This is a genomic window from Paenibacillus sp. FSL E2-8871 (genome assembly GCF_038000345.1).
In the GTDB taxonomy this organism is placed as follows: Bacteria; Bacillota; Bacilli; order Paenibacillales; family Paenibacillaceae; genus Paenibacillus_AQ.
Window position 1 is genome coordinate 1970969 of the sequence record NZ_JBBOBV010000001.1, and the last position, 16140, is coordinate 1987108.

The window sequence follows — 16140 nt, forward strand, 5'->3', positions numbered from 1 at the left end:
ATAACGTGAAACTTATACTTTCTTATATTTCAAGAATGGCCGGCCGCTATTGCTGCCCGCCCGATTAATTGTATGGCGTTAAGGATATATCACCTTCACTATAAACAAACACAACTCGTTCTGTGGGGTCCTTTACAAATCGTGTATATCTACCGATCATAATTTTGGATCCGCCATAGATCGTTTTGATCACTTCAACTCTAGCTCTGCCTGTATCTTCTAGCATTCTTTCAATCTCTAGTACACGTTCTTTAATTCTTTTTTCCTCACGTTGATGAGACTGTTTAGTAGCATTCAATTTAACGCGAAGTGCCACTTTATCTGCAGGGAGTTGACCATTAGTTGCCAATTGATTTAATAGATACAACGCTTTAGACGTTTTGTCCTCATTTTCAAGTAATTGACGCAGTGATTGACGTAGCTCGTTAATCTCATTTCTGAGCTCAGGTACTACTCCTACCTCAATAGAAGTCGCTGTGGACATGGTATTGCCTATGGTACGTGCTACGACTCTTTCCCCAGACTGTACAGTTCCGCCAACTATCAATCCCTTAGCTCCGTTACAAAGAACGTCTCTGCCCGCACGTATATTGGAATGCATAATGCTCTGGGATACAATGACATCTTCACCAGCTGTTACATTACCATCTTGAATGAAAGAGACCTTAACATTTTTCCCAGCAGTTACATGTCCTTTGTTATAGCCGATAATTCCACCTGTAATTTCGATGGATCCCCCAGAGATTAATTCCGCTCCTTCAACTCCACCAACCACACGAATATCACCGGCGGACTTTACAGAAAATCCTGAAAGTACGTTTCCTCGAATAACAACGGTACCTACAAAATCAATGTTCCCAGTACTGTAGTCCACATCACCATTCACTTCATAGACAGGAAATACATTGATTTTACCTCTATCGGTTAAAGTAACAAGACCGTCAATTGCGGCATACATCGAGGTTCCATTGTTATCAACGAGTACGTTCTTACCCACTTTAAAATGAGCTTCCCTTCCAGCTCTGAAAGCAAGCTCATCACCAGTTACAGTCTTACCATGCTTACCAGGCTGAGCAGGGATAATTCTAGCTATCAGCTTTCCTTTGAGGACGTTACGAAGCCGAACTAAATCCTTATAATCCACCTTACCATCCGCTTTTTCAAGCGGCTTGCGATCCTCTTCCAGATCAACAGTAAGCATAATACTTCCGTCGACTCCATTTACTGCAGGTTCGCCTGTAGCAATAGCGACTTTACTCCAAAAAAACTCCTCCGGATGACTACAAATACGTCCAACAATATCACGCTGGACCCCGTAGCGAATATTGTGACTGTGCAGGAAGCTTTCCAATTCTGTAGGAGAGCAGGAAAAATTCTCATCCTTTTTGGAGAACTGCAAATACGCGATCCCTTTGTCATCCGAAAAAGTAATACTTAAGTACTGATCCAAAGCATTTTGACCGATCAATTTTGCTCCCCCTTGTCACCACTAACGGTTAATCGTTTTGCATAAGTAGATCGCGATTCTTCTCAAGCGTTCCCCGCAGCCGCAAAATAGCCTTGGAATGAAGCTGCGAAATCCGTGAAGGAGATAGTGACATGACCTCTGCGATTTCGCTCAATGATAAATCTTCATAATATAAAAGGGACACAACGGTCCGTTCTTTCACCGTTAATTTCTCAATACCTTTGGTGAGGGCTTCGCGTAAGTAGAACTCATTTACCTTGCTATCCGGATTCTTAGCTTTATCGTCCACCAGTATGGACATTCGGGTCTCTGATTCCTCTTCACGAATCGGGTCTTCCAGTGAACATAGTGACATTACAGCCACATCCTGCAACATATTTTGAAATTCAGTTACACTAATATTCAGGTATAGACTCATTTCCTCATCACTAACGGATCTCAAATACTTCTGTTCCAACTGCTGATAAGCGTCCTCGATTTTTTTAGCTTTTTCTCGCACAGATCTAGGGACCCAATCACTTTGGCGTAAGGAATCTAAAATCGCACCACGTACGCGCCAGGAAGCATAGGTCTGAAACTGCAATCCCCGTTTGTAGTCGAATTTTTCAATCGCATCAATTAATCCCATTACTCCATTGCTGGCTAAATCATCTTTAGATACATTTTTGGGCAATCCCACAGCCAAACGGCTGGATACATAATCAACAATATGGAGATAACTCTCTATCAGCTTCTTTTTGGCTTCAGGGTCACTGTGTTCTTTCCACTGTTCCCATAGCTCGTCAGTTTCCAATTGAGAAGCTTTACGCTCGTTCAATAACTTTCACCCTTCCCAAAGTTTAGTCAGAGAGCTTGTCGCGGCGAAACCTGCCTAGTCACAAGCATAAACGCCTTCGGCATCCTTATGAGGACGGTAGCGTTTAAGCGAGAAATATAAGGATAATGTATAAAGTGAAACTTATACTTTCTTATATTTAAGATAACCGATTCCGCCACAGCGCTCGCTTATTCTTCTTTCAGGTGACGAACGGCCTTGGCCAATTCTTCAGGATCTTTCATAGAGACTAGTTTTGGGGGTGTGAGCGGCTTGAACCCCTCACTGTTCCCACTCCCTTGTCCTGGCTTCGGTTTGAGTAGATTAATTAACTCTTCATCCTCATTAGGGGTACTGATGTCTAGCTTTGCACCAAGTTCTTCTCCCTCAACATCCTGTTCATCCGGAGGTGATGATTGATACACGATAGAACCCAATACCCATCTTAGGAGGAAAGCAAGCAGAAACCAGATGATAAATCCTAATAGGCTTCGTAATAAACTAGTACCGAGAACATTATTACTGTAGGTTACAAAAAAAGTGAATACAAAACCTATCAAACCAAACAGCAAGTTTATAAAAATGTTTCCTATCATCTTCATATTTATATTTCCTTAGCGCCTTTTTGCACACTGCGGATGAACAATACACCAGTGTTGCAGGCAATTTCTATCGTACGGCCATAATTACCGCCCGTGTCTTCCGCAATTAACGGAATTTTCAAATTCTCAAGAGCAAGTTTACAAGATTCAACATTACGAGGCCCGATCCTCATGGTGTCGCTCCCCCCGGCAAAGGCAAACATTTGTGATCCTCCTGCCATCTTGGCTACGATCCGACTCCGAACCGCACCAAGCTCCAGCAAACGGGATAAGAGCTCCGGCACTGCAGTATCTGCAAACTTAGCGATGTTTAATTGCCCTTCCCTAGCAATCTCAGAAGTAGGGAGCATCACATGCGCCATTCCCGCGAGTTTTTTTCCAGGGTCAAACAATGTCAATCCCACGCAGGAGCCAAGACCCGTTGTACGAATCAAACTATCCTGGCTTCCAATGTTAAGATCTGCCATCCCTACTTTAATGATGCTTTGTTCTTCAATCATTTTCAAACGGTACTCCTAGCGATTTGAAGATTTTCGGGAATGATTCCGGATCGGGAATAAGGAAAAATTGCCCTTCAATTTCGTTTTTCCCCTCAAAAAAGGTAGTATCGATCAACAATGCATCGTCACCCATTTGCCCAAATTGCAGCAAACCGTAGCTTAGGATGGCTCCAGCCATATCCATAGCAAGTGCAGGAACTGTTGGATACATAGAAAGTGAGGTAAAATCTGCAAGAGAAGATAGGTACGATCCTGCTAATATATTTCCAATTTCACTCAGCGCGGAAAGTTCCATTTCTCCAAGCTCTTGGTCACTCAAAATCTCGATGCCTGCAATGCGACTGAGTAAGTTCAAAGCGGCTTCCGGGGAAAGTATGAAAAACAGGTTGCCCGGAGCTTCTCCCTCCACACGTAAGAAAACTGCATATACTAGTTCTTCAGCTCCACCAACTTTGTCCGTAATCTCTTCAAAGTTGAGAAGCTGTACCTTGGGAACAGCCATATCAATCGGCTTATTCAAGAGCTGTGATAATGCGGTGGCTGCATTCCCAGCTCCAATATTCCCGACTTCCTTAAGCACATCCATTTTAAAATCCTTATAGTGCTTAAATAATTCCACAGGTTAGCCCTCTAGGCTTTCTAATTGAACGATTTCGTTTTTGTTAAGCACTTCTGACAGATTAAGCATGATCAGCAAGCGCTCTTCACCTATCTTGGCCACCCCATCTAAATACTTCGCTTTGATGCCGCCAACAACATCTGGAGGTGTATCGATAGAATCCCTGTTCAAATCTATTACATCATTTGCTGAATCTACAATGAAACCTACTTCCATTTCATTAACAGATACGATAATTACACGAGACTGATCTGTTTGCTCCGCCTCTTCGATCCCAAAGCGACCTCGAAGGTCAATCACAGGGATAACAACACCACGTAAATTAATTACACCCTTGATAAACGAATACGTTTTAGGCACACGAGTTATTGGCATCATGCGCTCAATGGTTTGTACCTTCTCAACTTCGATACCGTATTCCTCTGAACCTAATTTGAACACTATCACTTTAATATCTTCAGCCATGGAACGAACCTCCCTGTTCTATCCTAGTTATTTAATAAAAGCGTTCGGATCAATAATAAGTGCGACTTGGCCATCTCCAAGTATCGTTGCGCCAGATATCCCTTGAATTTCAGGTAAATATTTACCCAGATTCTTGATAACGATCTCGTTCTGACCAATAAAATCCTGTACAGCTAAGGCTACAAGACGTTCTCCCTTACGTACAACTACGATCTCTGTCTCTTCTTCAGTACTCTCATCATAATCAGGTACCGAAAATAGACGACTTAGAGAAACTAGTGGAATATGAGAATTCCTGAACTCTATCATTTTGTTGCCATGAATCGTACGGATTTGAGTGTTCTGCACGATTCCAGTTTCCACAATAGAGGATAATGGAATGGCATACTTCTCAGAACCCAATCGAATAAGCATGGCTGCAATAATAGATAGAGTAAGTGGCAACTGAACTGAAAAATTCGTACCTTTGCCTGGTGAAGAATAGATCGTTACATTACCACCCAGGGAAGAAATCTTAGATTTTACTACATCCAGTCCTACGCCACGACCTGAGACATCAGAAATAACTTCTGCCGTGCTGAAACCTGGTGCAAATAGTAATTGATAAGCTTCATCATCCGTCATATTCTTCGCTTGCTCTTGCGTGATCACGCCTTTTTTCACAGCAGACTTCAAAACCTTCTCTGGATAAATACCTGTTCCATCTTCCTCTATTTCAATGAAGACATGATTTCCGCTGTGGAAAGCACGTAGATGAACTGTCCCAGTCTCTGGTTTACCAGCAGCAATACGGTCAGCAATGGATTCAATTCCGTGATCAACCGCATTACGCAATAAATGTACAAGTGGATCACCAATTTCATCAATTACCGTCCGGTCAAGCTCGGTTTCGGCACCCGTTACAATTAGATCTACTTTCTTGTCCAGCGACTTAGCTAGATCACGAAGCATGCGTGGGAACCGGTTAAATACGGTATCTACTGGAACCATACGAAGCTTCATCACAATATTCTGGAGATCTCCGCTTACTCTGCCCATATGCTCGACAGTTTCCGTAAGATCACCATTCTGAACCTCAGAAGCCAGCTGTTCTAAACGAACTCTGTCAATCAGGAGTTCACTAAATAGATTCATGAGCACATCTAAGCGTTCGATATCTACACGAATCGTACGTGAAGGCGCCCCTCCTGTTTTAGTTGCTCCCGGCTTATTAGCTTCATCTTTGGTAGGCAATGGTTTAGATGCTACTGAAGCAGCTGGAGCTGTTTCCTCTACAGTGGCTGTTGCGGCAACCTCTGACACGGCAGCTGCCGTTTCTTGACCAAGCATTTTCAAGGATTCTTGATCTAGTGCTACTGCTGTTACTTTATCAATCTCAGACAAATTCATAATCATTGCCTGAATCTGATCAGCGTTTTTTTGGGTTATGTAATAGAGTGAGAAGCTTTGGTCAAATTTCTCTTGTTCTATATCTTGAACGGATGGGAAGGATTTAACTACTTCCCCCGAACGTTCGAGCAGATCAAACACCATGTATGCACGTACAGCCTTAAGTTGACAATCCTTACGGATCGTTACGTCCACATACAATGCATGATGCCCTTCCTGAATCGATTGTTCTAGAACAGAAAATTGGAACTCATCTAAATGAATCGGAGTTTCAGCTGCTTGTGCAGCAGGCATATTAGCAGCAGATGCTGTACCGCCTTCAACAGGAATCTCACCCCGTACGATAGCCTGTAGGGATGAGACAATGGCTGATACATCTGCTTTACCTTCGCCACCGCTAGTAATATCCTCAACCATAGACTCTAAGGCATCCAAACTTTTGAATAACGTATCAAAAATGAAATCCTGCATGCGCAGCTTGTTATTACGTACAAGATCTAACACATTCTCCATTTGGTGTGTAAGTGAAGCCAAATCTTCAAAGCCCATAGTCGCTGCCATACCTTTTAAAGTGTGCGCAGAGCGGAATATTACCTGGACGATACTAAGATCCTCAGGATTCGCTTCCAGTCCCATCATGCTCTCGTTCAATGACTGCAGATGATCATTCGACTCATCAATAAACATGGATAAATATTGGTTCATGTCCATAGTAGAGCACCTCCCCTTCGAGTTCGCTTTTCCGTTATTTAACGGCTTGCACTAGCCTTGGAGCAATTTCTTGCAAAGGCAGTACATATTTGACGCACTGCAATTCCACCGCAGATCGCGGCATCCCGTAAACGACACAGGTCTCTTCACTTTCAGCAAATGTTGAGGTAACCCCTGAGTCATAGAGAGATTTCATCATCCTAGCACCATCACTACCCATCCCTGTCATCAGCAACACGTGCCGATCTAGAGATGTGAGTGGAAGCAATGATTCGAATAAAACATCCACTGAAGGTCGGTGGCCATTTCGCGCCTCCTCCTTCGTGAGTACAACTGCATATTGCCCTTTAGATGTGGGTGTAACTTGTAAATGATAGCCTCCAGGCGCAATGTAGGCTGCTCCTTTTCGTAATATCATCCCCTGCTCTGCTTCTAACACTTCTAGCGGACTGAATGTATTCAGACGCTGGGCTAGTGATTTCGTAAAGTTAGGCGGCATATGCTGCACAATGACAATAGGAGCTGGAAAATCCGCTGGAATTTTCTCCAGGAGTACCTTCAGTGCACGAGGTCCGCCTGTAGAACAACCGACAGCAACTAATTTCTGCAAATTCTTGCTACCAACCATTCGATCTGGAGAAAGTCCCGGAGACTCAGTAGATACCTCCACTAAAGACTCTATCACCGGTTTGGGCGGAATTGGTTTATTCTCTACTTTAGTCTTTGGTTTAGACTTTTCGATTAACGGTGTTTTAGCAGAGATGATTGGTTTGGTTGCTTTTTTAGGGATAATACTATCTACTGGCTGTTTCCCCCGAGGTTTTCTCATTTCTTCATCTTTGAGAGAAGATTTAAGTGCTGCCTTGGATTTGTCCGGTAACAATCTCGGTGCAGTCGGCAGTAATGGCTCTAAAGGCGTGATGTCAGGCATCCTAAAAGCAGATGCTCGCGCTTCACGTTGCTCTCGAGCCAACATAGCTTCTTTCATTTGCTCTCTTAGGGATTCCCCTACGCCCGTTATATCCTGGGAATTTGATATTGAAGGTTTACGAATGAAATCAAAAGCGCCCCATTCCAGTGCAAGAATGGTTTCCTTCATACCTTCTTCATTGATGCCTGACAGCATAATCACTGGCAGCGGATCTGACGCCATTATTATTTTCAGCGCTTCCAGGCCGTTCATCTCCGGCATTTCCACATCCATAGTAACTAGATCCGGCCGAAGTTTATTTATTTTCTCGATAGCCTCGCGACCATTTGTGGCTGTTGCCGTCACCTGAAAGTCAGCGTCATTTTCAATTAAATCGGAAATGATCTTGCGCATAAATGCAGAATCATCAACAACCAAAACTTTATATGGCTTCATATCATTTCCACCTCTGTTCCAGATTCAGAACAATTATTTACTTCGCTTTAACCATTTATGGATAAAGCCTTTAATACCTTGAACTTTTGTTTCTTTTTTACCATCTATGGTCAAATAACTTAGGGCTAGCCGATGTATATCTTTTGCAGCAACACTGTTTGGAAAAGCCAATGAAAATGGCGTCTGCCTTTTGACAGCCTGCACTACATGGGCATCTGAGCTTATATGACCAAGATAGGAAACATCTAATTGCAAAAAACGAGTGGCCGCCATACGGATCTTATCACTTGTCACTGATGCTTCTCTCTCATCACCCGCTTGATTCACGATCAGTTTAAAAGAAATCTCCGGATACGTCCGATTCACAACCTTCATTAATGCGTAAGCGTCTGTAATAGCAGTTGGCTCTGGTGTTGTAACTACTAGGCAATCGTCCGCAGAGGTTATAAACTTCATCGTTTCCTTAGATAATCCAGCACCTGTATCGAACAAAATATAATCCATGCTGTCCGCAATAAGGGCTATCTGGGCTGTGAAATAATTAAGGTCCGATTCCGAAAGAGAAAACAACTCATCCATGCCCGATCCACCAGCTATAAAAGGTAGCCCGTTCGGTCCTAACTGAATAATCTGCTCAATATCCGCTTCTCTTTTTAACAGATGATATAGGTTATACTTCGCCGACACGCCCATTAGCACGTCTATGTTAGCCATGCCAATATCTGCATCGAACAGCAATACTCTCTTTCCCATTGCTTTTAAAGTTAAAGCGAAATTAAGTGTAAAATTCGATTTCCCTACGCCACCTTTTCCACTACAAACAGTAATGATACGGGCGGATGTTTCCCCTTTTTCAGCTAGTTTAGGCTCCTGACTGGATACAAGCTGTCTCAAGGATTGTGCCTGATCCATCATGATTCACCTGTTCCAAGAAGCATCTCACTAAGTTGTTCTTTGGAAGCCATCAATAAATCGTCAGGTACATTTTGACCATTGGTCATATAAGATAATGTGAGAGGGAAATCATTCAGGACGTTAAAGAGTGGTCCATAACTTCCCGTCTCATCTAGCTTGGTAAAAATAACTTTATCCAGCTTGTACCTGCCGAAATGCTCTGCAATCAATTTCATATCACGGCTTTTCGAAGTTAAGCTGAGTACAAGATAGGTCTCACTTCTTAATTCCTTCGCTAGCAAGCTTTGCAGTTCTGCTACAAGCATATCATTACGATAATTCCGTCCAGCTGTATCCATAATTACAAGATCACAACTCTCCAATCGAAAGAGTGCTCTTTGTAAATCTCCGGGAGATTGTACAACCTCTAGCGGAACATTCAGGATAGCTGCGTATGTACGCAACTGCTCCACAGCTGAAATTCGATACGTATCAGAGGTGATAAAACCAACCTTGCGTCCGTTTTTGAATAGCTGTTCAGCCGCAAGCTTGGCTATGGTAGTAGTTTTTCCTACTCCTGTGGGCCCTGCAATATATACGATTTGGGTATCAGGTGCAATTCCATCAGCGATTCGCCCTGACAGGAATCCATCGAGCTGTTCTTTTAAGGACTCCTGAAATTTCTCAGGTCCCCAAGTACGCCCTTCATCCGCCCAACGTTCGGAGATATTACTGATCCACTCCTCAACAAGTACAGTATCCATCTCCTGCTCAATCAAAAGATCTCTAAGCTGCTGGAGACTATCCGGTAATTCTCTTGCCCCTGAAGACTGCCTCGCGATTCGTTCCATCCAAAGCTTCATATCTCTAATTTCACGAAAAACATCATTCTCCAGCGCCGAGGCAACCTCTGGCGTTTGATCTAACCCTAAAGATTCATATAAGGCTGATACAGAGGTAGTTTCATCTGGATTGGATTCAAGAGATTTCTGATCAGGCTCTGGATGTTTGGTTATCGATTCTTTTAAATCAATAGCTTCCGACAAGGCAGCGGCGATTTCCGCAAAGGACCGAGGCTCTTCCGGCTTTTCCAACGTTACAGTAGAAGCAGATGATGAAGATGAAGCTTTTTGGTAAGCTTGCGGGACAGCGCTGCGCGGAATGTTCATCGCAGGCTTGACAGGCTTTTCAGGAGCACTCTCCTTTTGAGCTTTTTCAACAGCCGCTACTACCTCTATTTTTTTCTTTTTAAACAATCCTAAAAATCCGCCAATCTTAATTTCTTTAGTACTTAAAATTACAGCCTCGCTTCCAAGCTCACTACGAATGGAATGCATGGCGTCAGGCATCGTATCGACCACATAACGCTTCACTCTCATAAATTCACCACTCCGACGCTTTGTATTTCAATGTTAGGCTCTAGTTCGCTATAAGACAGTACAGGAATATCCTGCATTGTCCGTTCAATCACCTGCCGCAAATACATACGAATGGTTGGTGATGTGAGTACAATGGGCTGTTGTCCTGACTGCAGCAGTCGATTGATCTGTTCACTTAACCGCTGATAGATCGTTTGAGTCGATGCTGGATCTAATGCCAAATAACTGCCCTGTTCAGATTGCTGCACACTCTCAGAAATTTTCTTCTCTAGGTTAGGTCCTACCGTAATAACTTTCAGAGTCTCTCCAACTTGCGAGAATTGCTGAGTAATCTGTCTGGACAAGGATTGACGAACATATTCGGTAAGAATATCAGGATCCTTGGTGTACGTCCCGTAATCCGCCAACGTCTCAAAAATAGTAACCAAATCCCTGATCGATATTTTCTCGCGCAGCAGCTTGGCAAGTACCTTTTGCACATCCCCAATCGCTAATACCGAAGGAATAAGATCATCAACAAGCACTGGATAATTGTCTCTTAGGTTATCCACCAACATCTTAGTTTCTTGTCGTCCTAACAACTCATGTCCATAACGCTTAATCAGCTCCGTCAAATGAGTTGCAACAACGGATGGTGGATCTACCACGGTATAACCTGACAATTCAGCCCGCTCTTTAACCGATTCGTCAATCCACAACGCTGGAAGTCCAAAAGATGGTTCAATGGTCTCAATACCGTTTATAGATTCATCATCATAGCCTGGACTCATGGCTAAGTAGTGATTAAGTAATAATTCACCGCCGCCGACAGTATTTCCTTTAATTTTTATGACATATTCATTCGGTTTTAGTTGAATATTGTCGCGAATGCGAATAACAGGCACTACAAGACCCATTTCAAGTGCACATTGCCGTCGAATCATGATGATACGATCTAGTAAATCTCCACCCTGACCTGTATCTGCCAAAGGTATAAGACCGTAGCCGAACTCGAATTCAATAGGATCTACTGAGAGTAAATTAATTACACTTTCCGGACTTCGTACCTCTTCAATCTGTTTCTCTTCAACAAGCTGCTCTTCGGCAATCTGTTTTCGATTTAAATTTTGTCCCATACTATAGGCTGCAAAAGCCAGCAAACCAGCTAGCGGGAGCGTAGTAATCATATGTATAGGTGTAAAGAGACCTAGAAAAGCAACAGTAACTGCAACAATATATAATAACTTTGGATAGGAGAGTAACTGACCTGTTAATTCTTCTGCCAGATTACCTTCCGATGAAGCTCTAGTAACGATAAGACCTGCTGCAGTCGAAATGAGCAAAGCAGGAATCTGGCTGACTAGACCATCCCCGATCGTCAATACAGAATAAGTAGATAACGCAGTGGAGAAATCCATTCCATGCACAACCATACCGATAATAAATCCACCAATAAGATTGATTAACAGGATAATGATACTCGCAATCGCGTCTCCTTTAACGAATTTACTCGCACCATCCATGGCTCCGAAAAAATCCGCTTCCCGTTCAACATTGCGGCGACGCTCACGTGCCTGTGTTTCATTAATCATGCCTGCGTTAAGATCGGCATCAATACTCATCTGCTTGCCGGGCATCGCATCCAAGGTAAATCTCGCCCCTACCTCAGCTACACGCTCTGAACCTTTAGTAATAACAATAAACTGAACCACTACCAAAATCAGAAACACGATAAATCCGACGGCAATTTGTCCACCGGCGATCCAGCTTCCGAAAGTAGATACCACGGAACCGGCATCTGCGTAAGTCAGGATCAATTTCGTTGTCGAAATGTTTAGTGACAGACGAAACAATGTCGTAACAAGCAATAATGAAGGAAAAATTGAAAATTCGAGCGCATTCTTCGTGTTCATAGCAACTAATATGATAATTAATGCTATAGAAATATTAATAACTAGCAAAACGTCCAAAAGCCAGGACGGGATAGGCAGAATCATCATAAGCACAATACCGATGATGCCTAGCAAAACTGTTAAATCTTTAGCTTTCAATGTCCTAACCCCCCGCCTTATTTCCTCTTACCTTTAAGTTTATATACATATGCCAGCACTTCAGCTACAGCCTGAAACAGATCATTTGGAACGACATCTCCAATTTCTGCTCTTTGGAATAATGCCCGTGCCAGCGGTTTGTTTTCCATAGTCACGACGCCATGTTCTTTAGCCAGCTCCCGTATACGAAGTGCTACATAATCCTGCCCTTTTGCAATAATCTGTGGCGCCTCCATTTTGGAACCATCATATTTTAGCGCAACAGCAAAGTGAGTTGGATTTGTAATAATTACATCCGCGTTAGGAACTTCCTGCATCATACGTTGCATGGCCATTCTGCGTTGGCGTTCCCTGATCTTACCTTTAATTAGAGGGTCACCCTCCATTTTTTTGTATTCATCCTTGATATCCTGCTTAGACATTTTCAGGCTTTTTTCGTGCTCGTACTTCTGATACATAAAATCTAGAAAAGCCATAATTAGCAGGGCAACCCCGATTTTCAAACCAAGACTCATCGTCAGCTTGGCCGCAAACTTAAAAATCCCCTCCGCACTGATATGCGACAGGGATGCAAAGTTCTTCTTTTCTCCCCATAATGTGCTATATACCAGATAAGAAATAATTAGAAGCTTAAATATTGATTTCAGGAATTCTACAAACGAACGCATAGAGAAAATATTTTTGAATCCTTTTATCGGATTAATCTTACTGAATTTAGGAGTAATCCCCTCTCCTGTAGCCATAAAGCCCACCTGCGCCAAGTTGGAAACAAGTGCCATAACAAACGTAATTCCAAGTAATGGAGCTAGCAAAATCAAGATTTGCAAGCCATACTGATTAAATAGCAGCGTTATATTCTCAGGCGTAACGTCCAGCATCATTCGATTCTGAAATACGTCCGTGTATAGCTTCATAAAACGCTCTTTCATAAAACCACCAAACATCATCAAGCTAACTACCGCAGCTAGCAATACAACCGCACCAGACAGCTCAGCACTTTTGGCTACTTGGCCCTTTTTACGAGCATCCTGCCGTTTCTTCGGGGTTGCTTTTTCCGTCTTTTCACCGGCGAAGAGTTGAAGATCTAGTCTATAACGCTTCGTCTTAGGCATAATACTCTCCCCTTACGGTCACCTACGGCTTCTTCCCCATGAGACCCAGTAAATTCTCCATGGATTCGAACATGATTTCGAAGAGATTCTGAAACAACACAGCCAGACCTGGCATCAGCACTAAAAGAAGTGCAATACCTATGATGATTTTTAGAGGAACCCCTATAACGAATACATTATATTGCGGAGCCGTTCTCGCTAAAAAAGCAAGACCAACATCGGTCAGAAACAGTGCAGTTACTAATGGAGCCGACATTTGAAAAGCTAATACAAACGACTGCGCAAATGTTCGGACCAGAAACTCTGACAAACTACCATCAACCATGCGTAGAAACAAATCATTATTCATAGGAATCCATTTATAGCTGTACACAATGGCATCTAGTAAATGGTGATGTCCATTCATACTCAAAAACATTAGCAGGGCTATCATATATTTGAAATTACCGAGAATAGGTGCTGACGTTCCTGTCATAGGATCAATGACGTTGGCAATACCGAAGCCAATCTGAATATCAATGAAAGAACCTGCTGTCTGAATCGCCATAAACATCAAATATCCAATGAAACCTAGCAATAAACCTATTAATACTTCTCTCATAATCAGCAAAATATAACTAAAATCCTGCGGAATCGTAATCCCTGTTCCATTAGCACTAAAGACTACCAATGCTACAAAAAAAGATATGCCAATCTTAAAAGTTGTCGGTACCCCTTGAGAAGAAAATACAGGAACGACAACAAAAAAGGCTGTAATTCGACAAAAAATAAGCAAAAAGACGGGTAAACTTTGCAATAAGGTATCCATGTTCATTGGTTAACCAATATACATATAGAGATTGCCTAGAATTTGGCTAGTAAAGTCAATTAGCTTCGTGATGATCCACGGTCCAAATAGCAATAAAGCCAGCAGTACTGCGACGATTTTTGGAACAAACGCTAGCGTCTGTTCCTGAATCTGTGTCGTAGCTTGAAAGATACTGATTATTAGCCCTACCACCAGACCAAGAATCAGCATGGGAGCGCTGACTTCCAGCACTAAATATACGGCTTGGCTTGCTAGACCGATAATAAACTCCGTACTCAATCCTCATGCCTCCTCTTAAGGTCAGGTGTTAAAACTAAGAAGTAGTGATTTAATGACTAAGTACCAGCCGTCTACCAGTACAAAGAGCATAATTTTAAAAGGTAATGAAATCATGACCGGGGGAAGCATCATCATCCCCATGGCCATCAGCGTACTCGCCACAACAATATCAATAATCAGAAATGGAATGAAAATTAAGAAGCCCATTGTAAAAGCTTTTTTCAATTCTCCAATTGCGAAAGCTGGCACCATCACCGTCAGTGGAATATCACTGTATGTAGCCGGTTTAGCCGATCCCGTATAACCGGTATATTTCATAAATAACAAAAGGTCTTTGGAATTGGTCTGTTTAAACATAAACTCTTTCATCGGATCAGCAGCTTTATCAAAAGCCTCAGTCTGGGTAATCGTCCCCTTCATATACGGCTGTAATGCCGTTTCATTCACTTGCGCCAAAGTTGGCGACATAATGAACAGGGTCAGAAACAGAGCAAGCCCTACCAGCACCTGATTCGGAGGCATGGCCTGAGTACCAAGTGAGGTTCTAACAAAACCGAGCACGATTACAATTCTAGTAAAACTGGTCATAAGAACTAGAAACGCCGGAGCAATACTCAGAACCGTAACGAGAAGAAGAATTGATATGGAACTGGTACCACCGCTTGAACCATCTTCATTACCGACCTGAATATTAACATTAGGTATAGGATCAGCATGTATCGGCCGCATCATAACTATACTAATGAACCCGAACAGCAGAATAGCAAGAATTAGCTTCTTTTTCATAAATTCCTCGACTCATCCTTAGTAACATCATCCCGTAACAGCTCTTCCATTTTCTCTTTTCGCTCTGGTGCAGAACGAAGCTTGGATTGCAGTGTCTCGTAAAAAGATAATGTTTCACTAAGCTCGATTTCTTCTGATGGAACCTCCCCACGCAGCTTAACCTTAACCTTGGCAATAAGCGGTGCGAGAAAATTATTCTGGTTGGAGGACTGATCCTCAAATGCTGCAATGATCAAAGCTACCTCATCCGGATCAGTGACTTTATCCAAGATGGATATGTTCTCACCAATCCCGATTAAGTAAAGGCTGCTTCCCAGTTCAATAACCTGCATCGACTTGTTAGGTCCCAGCCCTACAGCACCAAGCGTTCGAATGGAGCGCCCGCTCATAAAGGTCTGATTACGACGTCCAAGAAAACGGATCAGCAGCACAATAAGTACAATGATTACCGCAAGGACAATAATAACGTTAAGCAAATTCAGCAGGGTGTTATTGCTCCCGAGCGGTTCTGAATTGACGGGCATGTCTTTTTCCTACACACCCAACGTTTTGTTGATAGCTTCGATAACTCGGTCAGCTTGGAAAGGCTTCACAATAAAGTCTTTTGCTCCCGCTTGAATAGCATCGATAACCATAGCCTGCTGGCCCATGGCTGAACACATGATGACCTTAGCAGCCGGATCTACCTTCTTGATTTCTTTCAGGGCGGCGATTCCGTCCATCTCAGGCATAGTTATATCCATCGTGATAAGGTCTGGACGCAGTTCTTTAAATTTCTCTATAGCTTGAGAACCGTCCTGAGCTTCGCCCACTACTTCAAATCCGTTTTTCGACAAAATGTCACGGATCATCATTCTCATAAATGCTGCATCGTCCACGATTAGAATTCGGTTAGCCATTTTTACAAAATCCTCCCTA

At 42.8% G+C, this 16140-nt stretch carries 17 protein-coding genes; all 17 read right to left on the bottom strand.

What is annotated here, in order from left to right; all coding sequences use genetic code 11:
* Positions 1-64: 64 nt before the first annotated feature.
* The 17 genes from NYE25_RS09065 to NYE25_RS09145 all read right to left on the bottom strand — a co-directional run bounded on the left by NYE25_RS09065 (position 65) and on the right by NYE25_RS09145 (position 16121).
* Positions 65-1468 carry a DUF342 domain-containing protein gene (locus NYE25_RS09065; protein ID WP_341053183.1) on the bottom strand — a complete coding sequence of 468 codons (1404 nt, stop codon included), beginning with the start codon at positions 1466-1468 and terminating at the stop codon, positions 65-67.
* Between the two features lie 28 nt (positions 1469-1496).
* Complete coding sequence (locus NYE25_RS09070) at positions 1497-2285, bottom strand: FliA/WhiG family RNA polymerase sigma factor (RefSeq protein WP_042189430.1); 789 nt, start codon at positions 2283-2285, stop codon at positions 1497-1499.
* 188 nt (positions 2286-2473) lie between these two features.
* Entirely contained in the window at positions 2474-2884 is a 411-nt protein-coding gene (locus NYE25_RS09075; protein WP_341145740.1) for a hypothetical protein, read from the bottom strand.
* A 2-nt stretch (positions 2885-2886) separates the two neighbouring features.
* Entirely contained in the window at positions 2887-3384 is a 498-nt protein-coding gene (locus NYE25_RS09080; RefSeq protein WP_042189431.1) for a chemotaxis protein CheD, read from the bottom strand.
* Positions 3377-3970: a chemotaxis protein CheC gene (locus NYE25_RS09085; RefSeq protein WP_371915738.1), complete on the bottom strand. Its 594-nt coding sequence runs from the start codon at positions 3968-3970 to the stop codon at positions 3377-3379. The genes NYE25_RS09080 and NYE25_RS09085 overlap by 8 nt, the downstream gene beginning before the upstream one ends.
* Positions 3971-4006: 36 nt before the next feature.
* A complete protein-coding gene (locus tag NYE25_RS09090) occupies positions 4007-4468 on the bottom strand; it encodes a chemotaxis protein CheW (RefSeq protein ID WP_042189433.1) in 462 nt (153 codons plus the stop codon).
* Positions 4469-4495: 27 nt separating this feature from the next.
* A complete protein-coding gene (locus NYE25_RS09095) occupies positions 4496-6568 on the bottom strand; it encodes a chemotaxis protein CheA (protein WP_076285424.1) in 2073 nt (690 codons plus the stop codon).
* Positions 6569-6602: 34 nt separating this feature from the next.
* Positions 6603-7934, bottom strand: a complete 1332-nt coding sequence (locus NYE25_RS09100) for a protein-glutamate methylesterase/protein-glutamine glutaminase (RefSeq protein ID WP_341145741.1) — start codon at positions 7932-7934, stop codon at positions 6603-6605.
* 33 nt (positions 7935-7967) lie between these two features.
* Complete coding sequence (locus NYE25_RS09105) at positions 7968-8849, bottom strand: MinD/ParA family protein (RefSeq protein ID WP_341145742.1); 882 nt, start codon at positions 8847-8849, stop codon at positions 7968-7970.
* The gene (gene flhF, locus NYE25_RS09110) at positions 8846-10207 is read right to left on the bottom strand and encodes a flagellar biosynthesis protein FlhF (RefSeq protein ID WP_341145743.1); all 1362 of its coding nucleotides are present in this window, start codon (positions 10205-10207) and stop codon (positions 8846-8848) included. Before flhF ends, NYE25_RS09105 begins: the two co-directional genes overlap by 4 nt.
* A complete protein-coding gene (gene flhA / locus NYE25_RS09115; RefSeq protein ID WP_042189438.1) occupies positions 10204-12237 on the bottom strand; it encodes a flagellar biosynthesis protein FlhA in 2034 nt (677 codons plus the stop codon). Before flhA ends, flhF begins: the two co-directional genes overlap by 4 nt.
* 17 nt (positions 12238-12254) lie before the next feature.
* The gene (gene flhB / locus NYE25_RS09120) at positions 12255-13349 is read right to left on the bottom strand and encodes a flagellar biosynthesis protein FlhB (protein WP_042189439.1); all 1095 of its coding nucleotides are present in this window, start codon (positions 13347-13349) and stop codon (positions 12255-12257) included.
* Positions 13350-13371: 22 nt separating this feature from the next.
* The gene (gene fliR, locus NYE25_RS09125; RefSeq protein WP_042194135.1) at positions 13372-14157 is read right to left on the bottom strand and encodes a flagellar biosynthetic protein FliR; all 786 of its coding nucleotides are present in this window, start codon (positions 14155-14157) and stop codon (positions 13372-13374) included.
* 9 nt (positions 14158-14166) lie between these two features.
* Complete coding sequence (gene fliQ / locus NYE25_RS09130; RefSeq protein ID WP_036688516.1) at positions 14167-14436, bottom strand: flagellar biosynthesis protein FliQ; 270 nt, start codon at positions 14434-14436, stop codon at positions 14167-14169.
* A gap of 21 nt (positions 14437-14457) precedes the next feature.
* Positions 14458-15222, bottom strand: coding sequence for a flagellar type III secretion system pore protein FliP (fliP, locus tag NYE25_RS09135; RefSeq protein WP_042189441.1), 765 nt, complete (start codon positions 15220-15222; stop codon positions 14458-14460).
* Positions 15219-15746: a flagellar biosynthetic protein FliO gene (locus NYE25_RS09140; protein ID WP_341145744.1), complete on the bottom strand. Its 528-nt coding sequence runs from the start codon at positions 15744-15746 to the stop codon at positions 15219-15221. Before NYE25_RS09140 ends, fliP begins: the two co-directional genes overlap by 4 nt.
* A 9-nt stretch (positions 15747-15755) precedes the next feature.
* On the bottom strand, positions 15756-16121 hold the full coding sequence (locus NYE25_RS09145) for a response regulator (RefSeq protein WP_036688523.1): 366 nt from the start codon (positions 16119-16121) through the stop codon (positions 15756-15758).
* Positions 16122-16140: the final 19 nt, after the last annotated feature.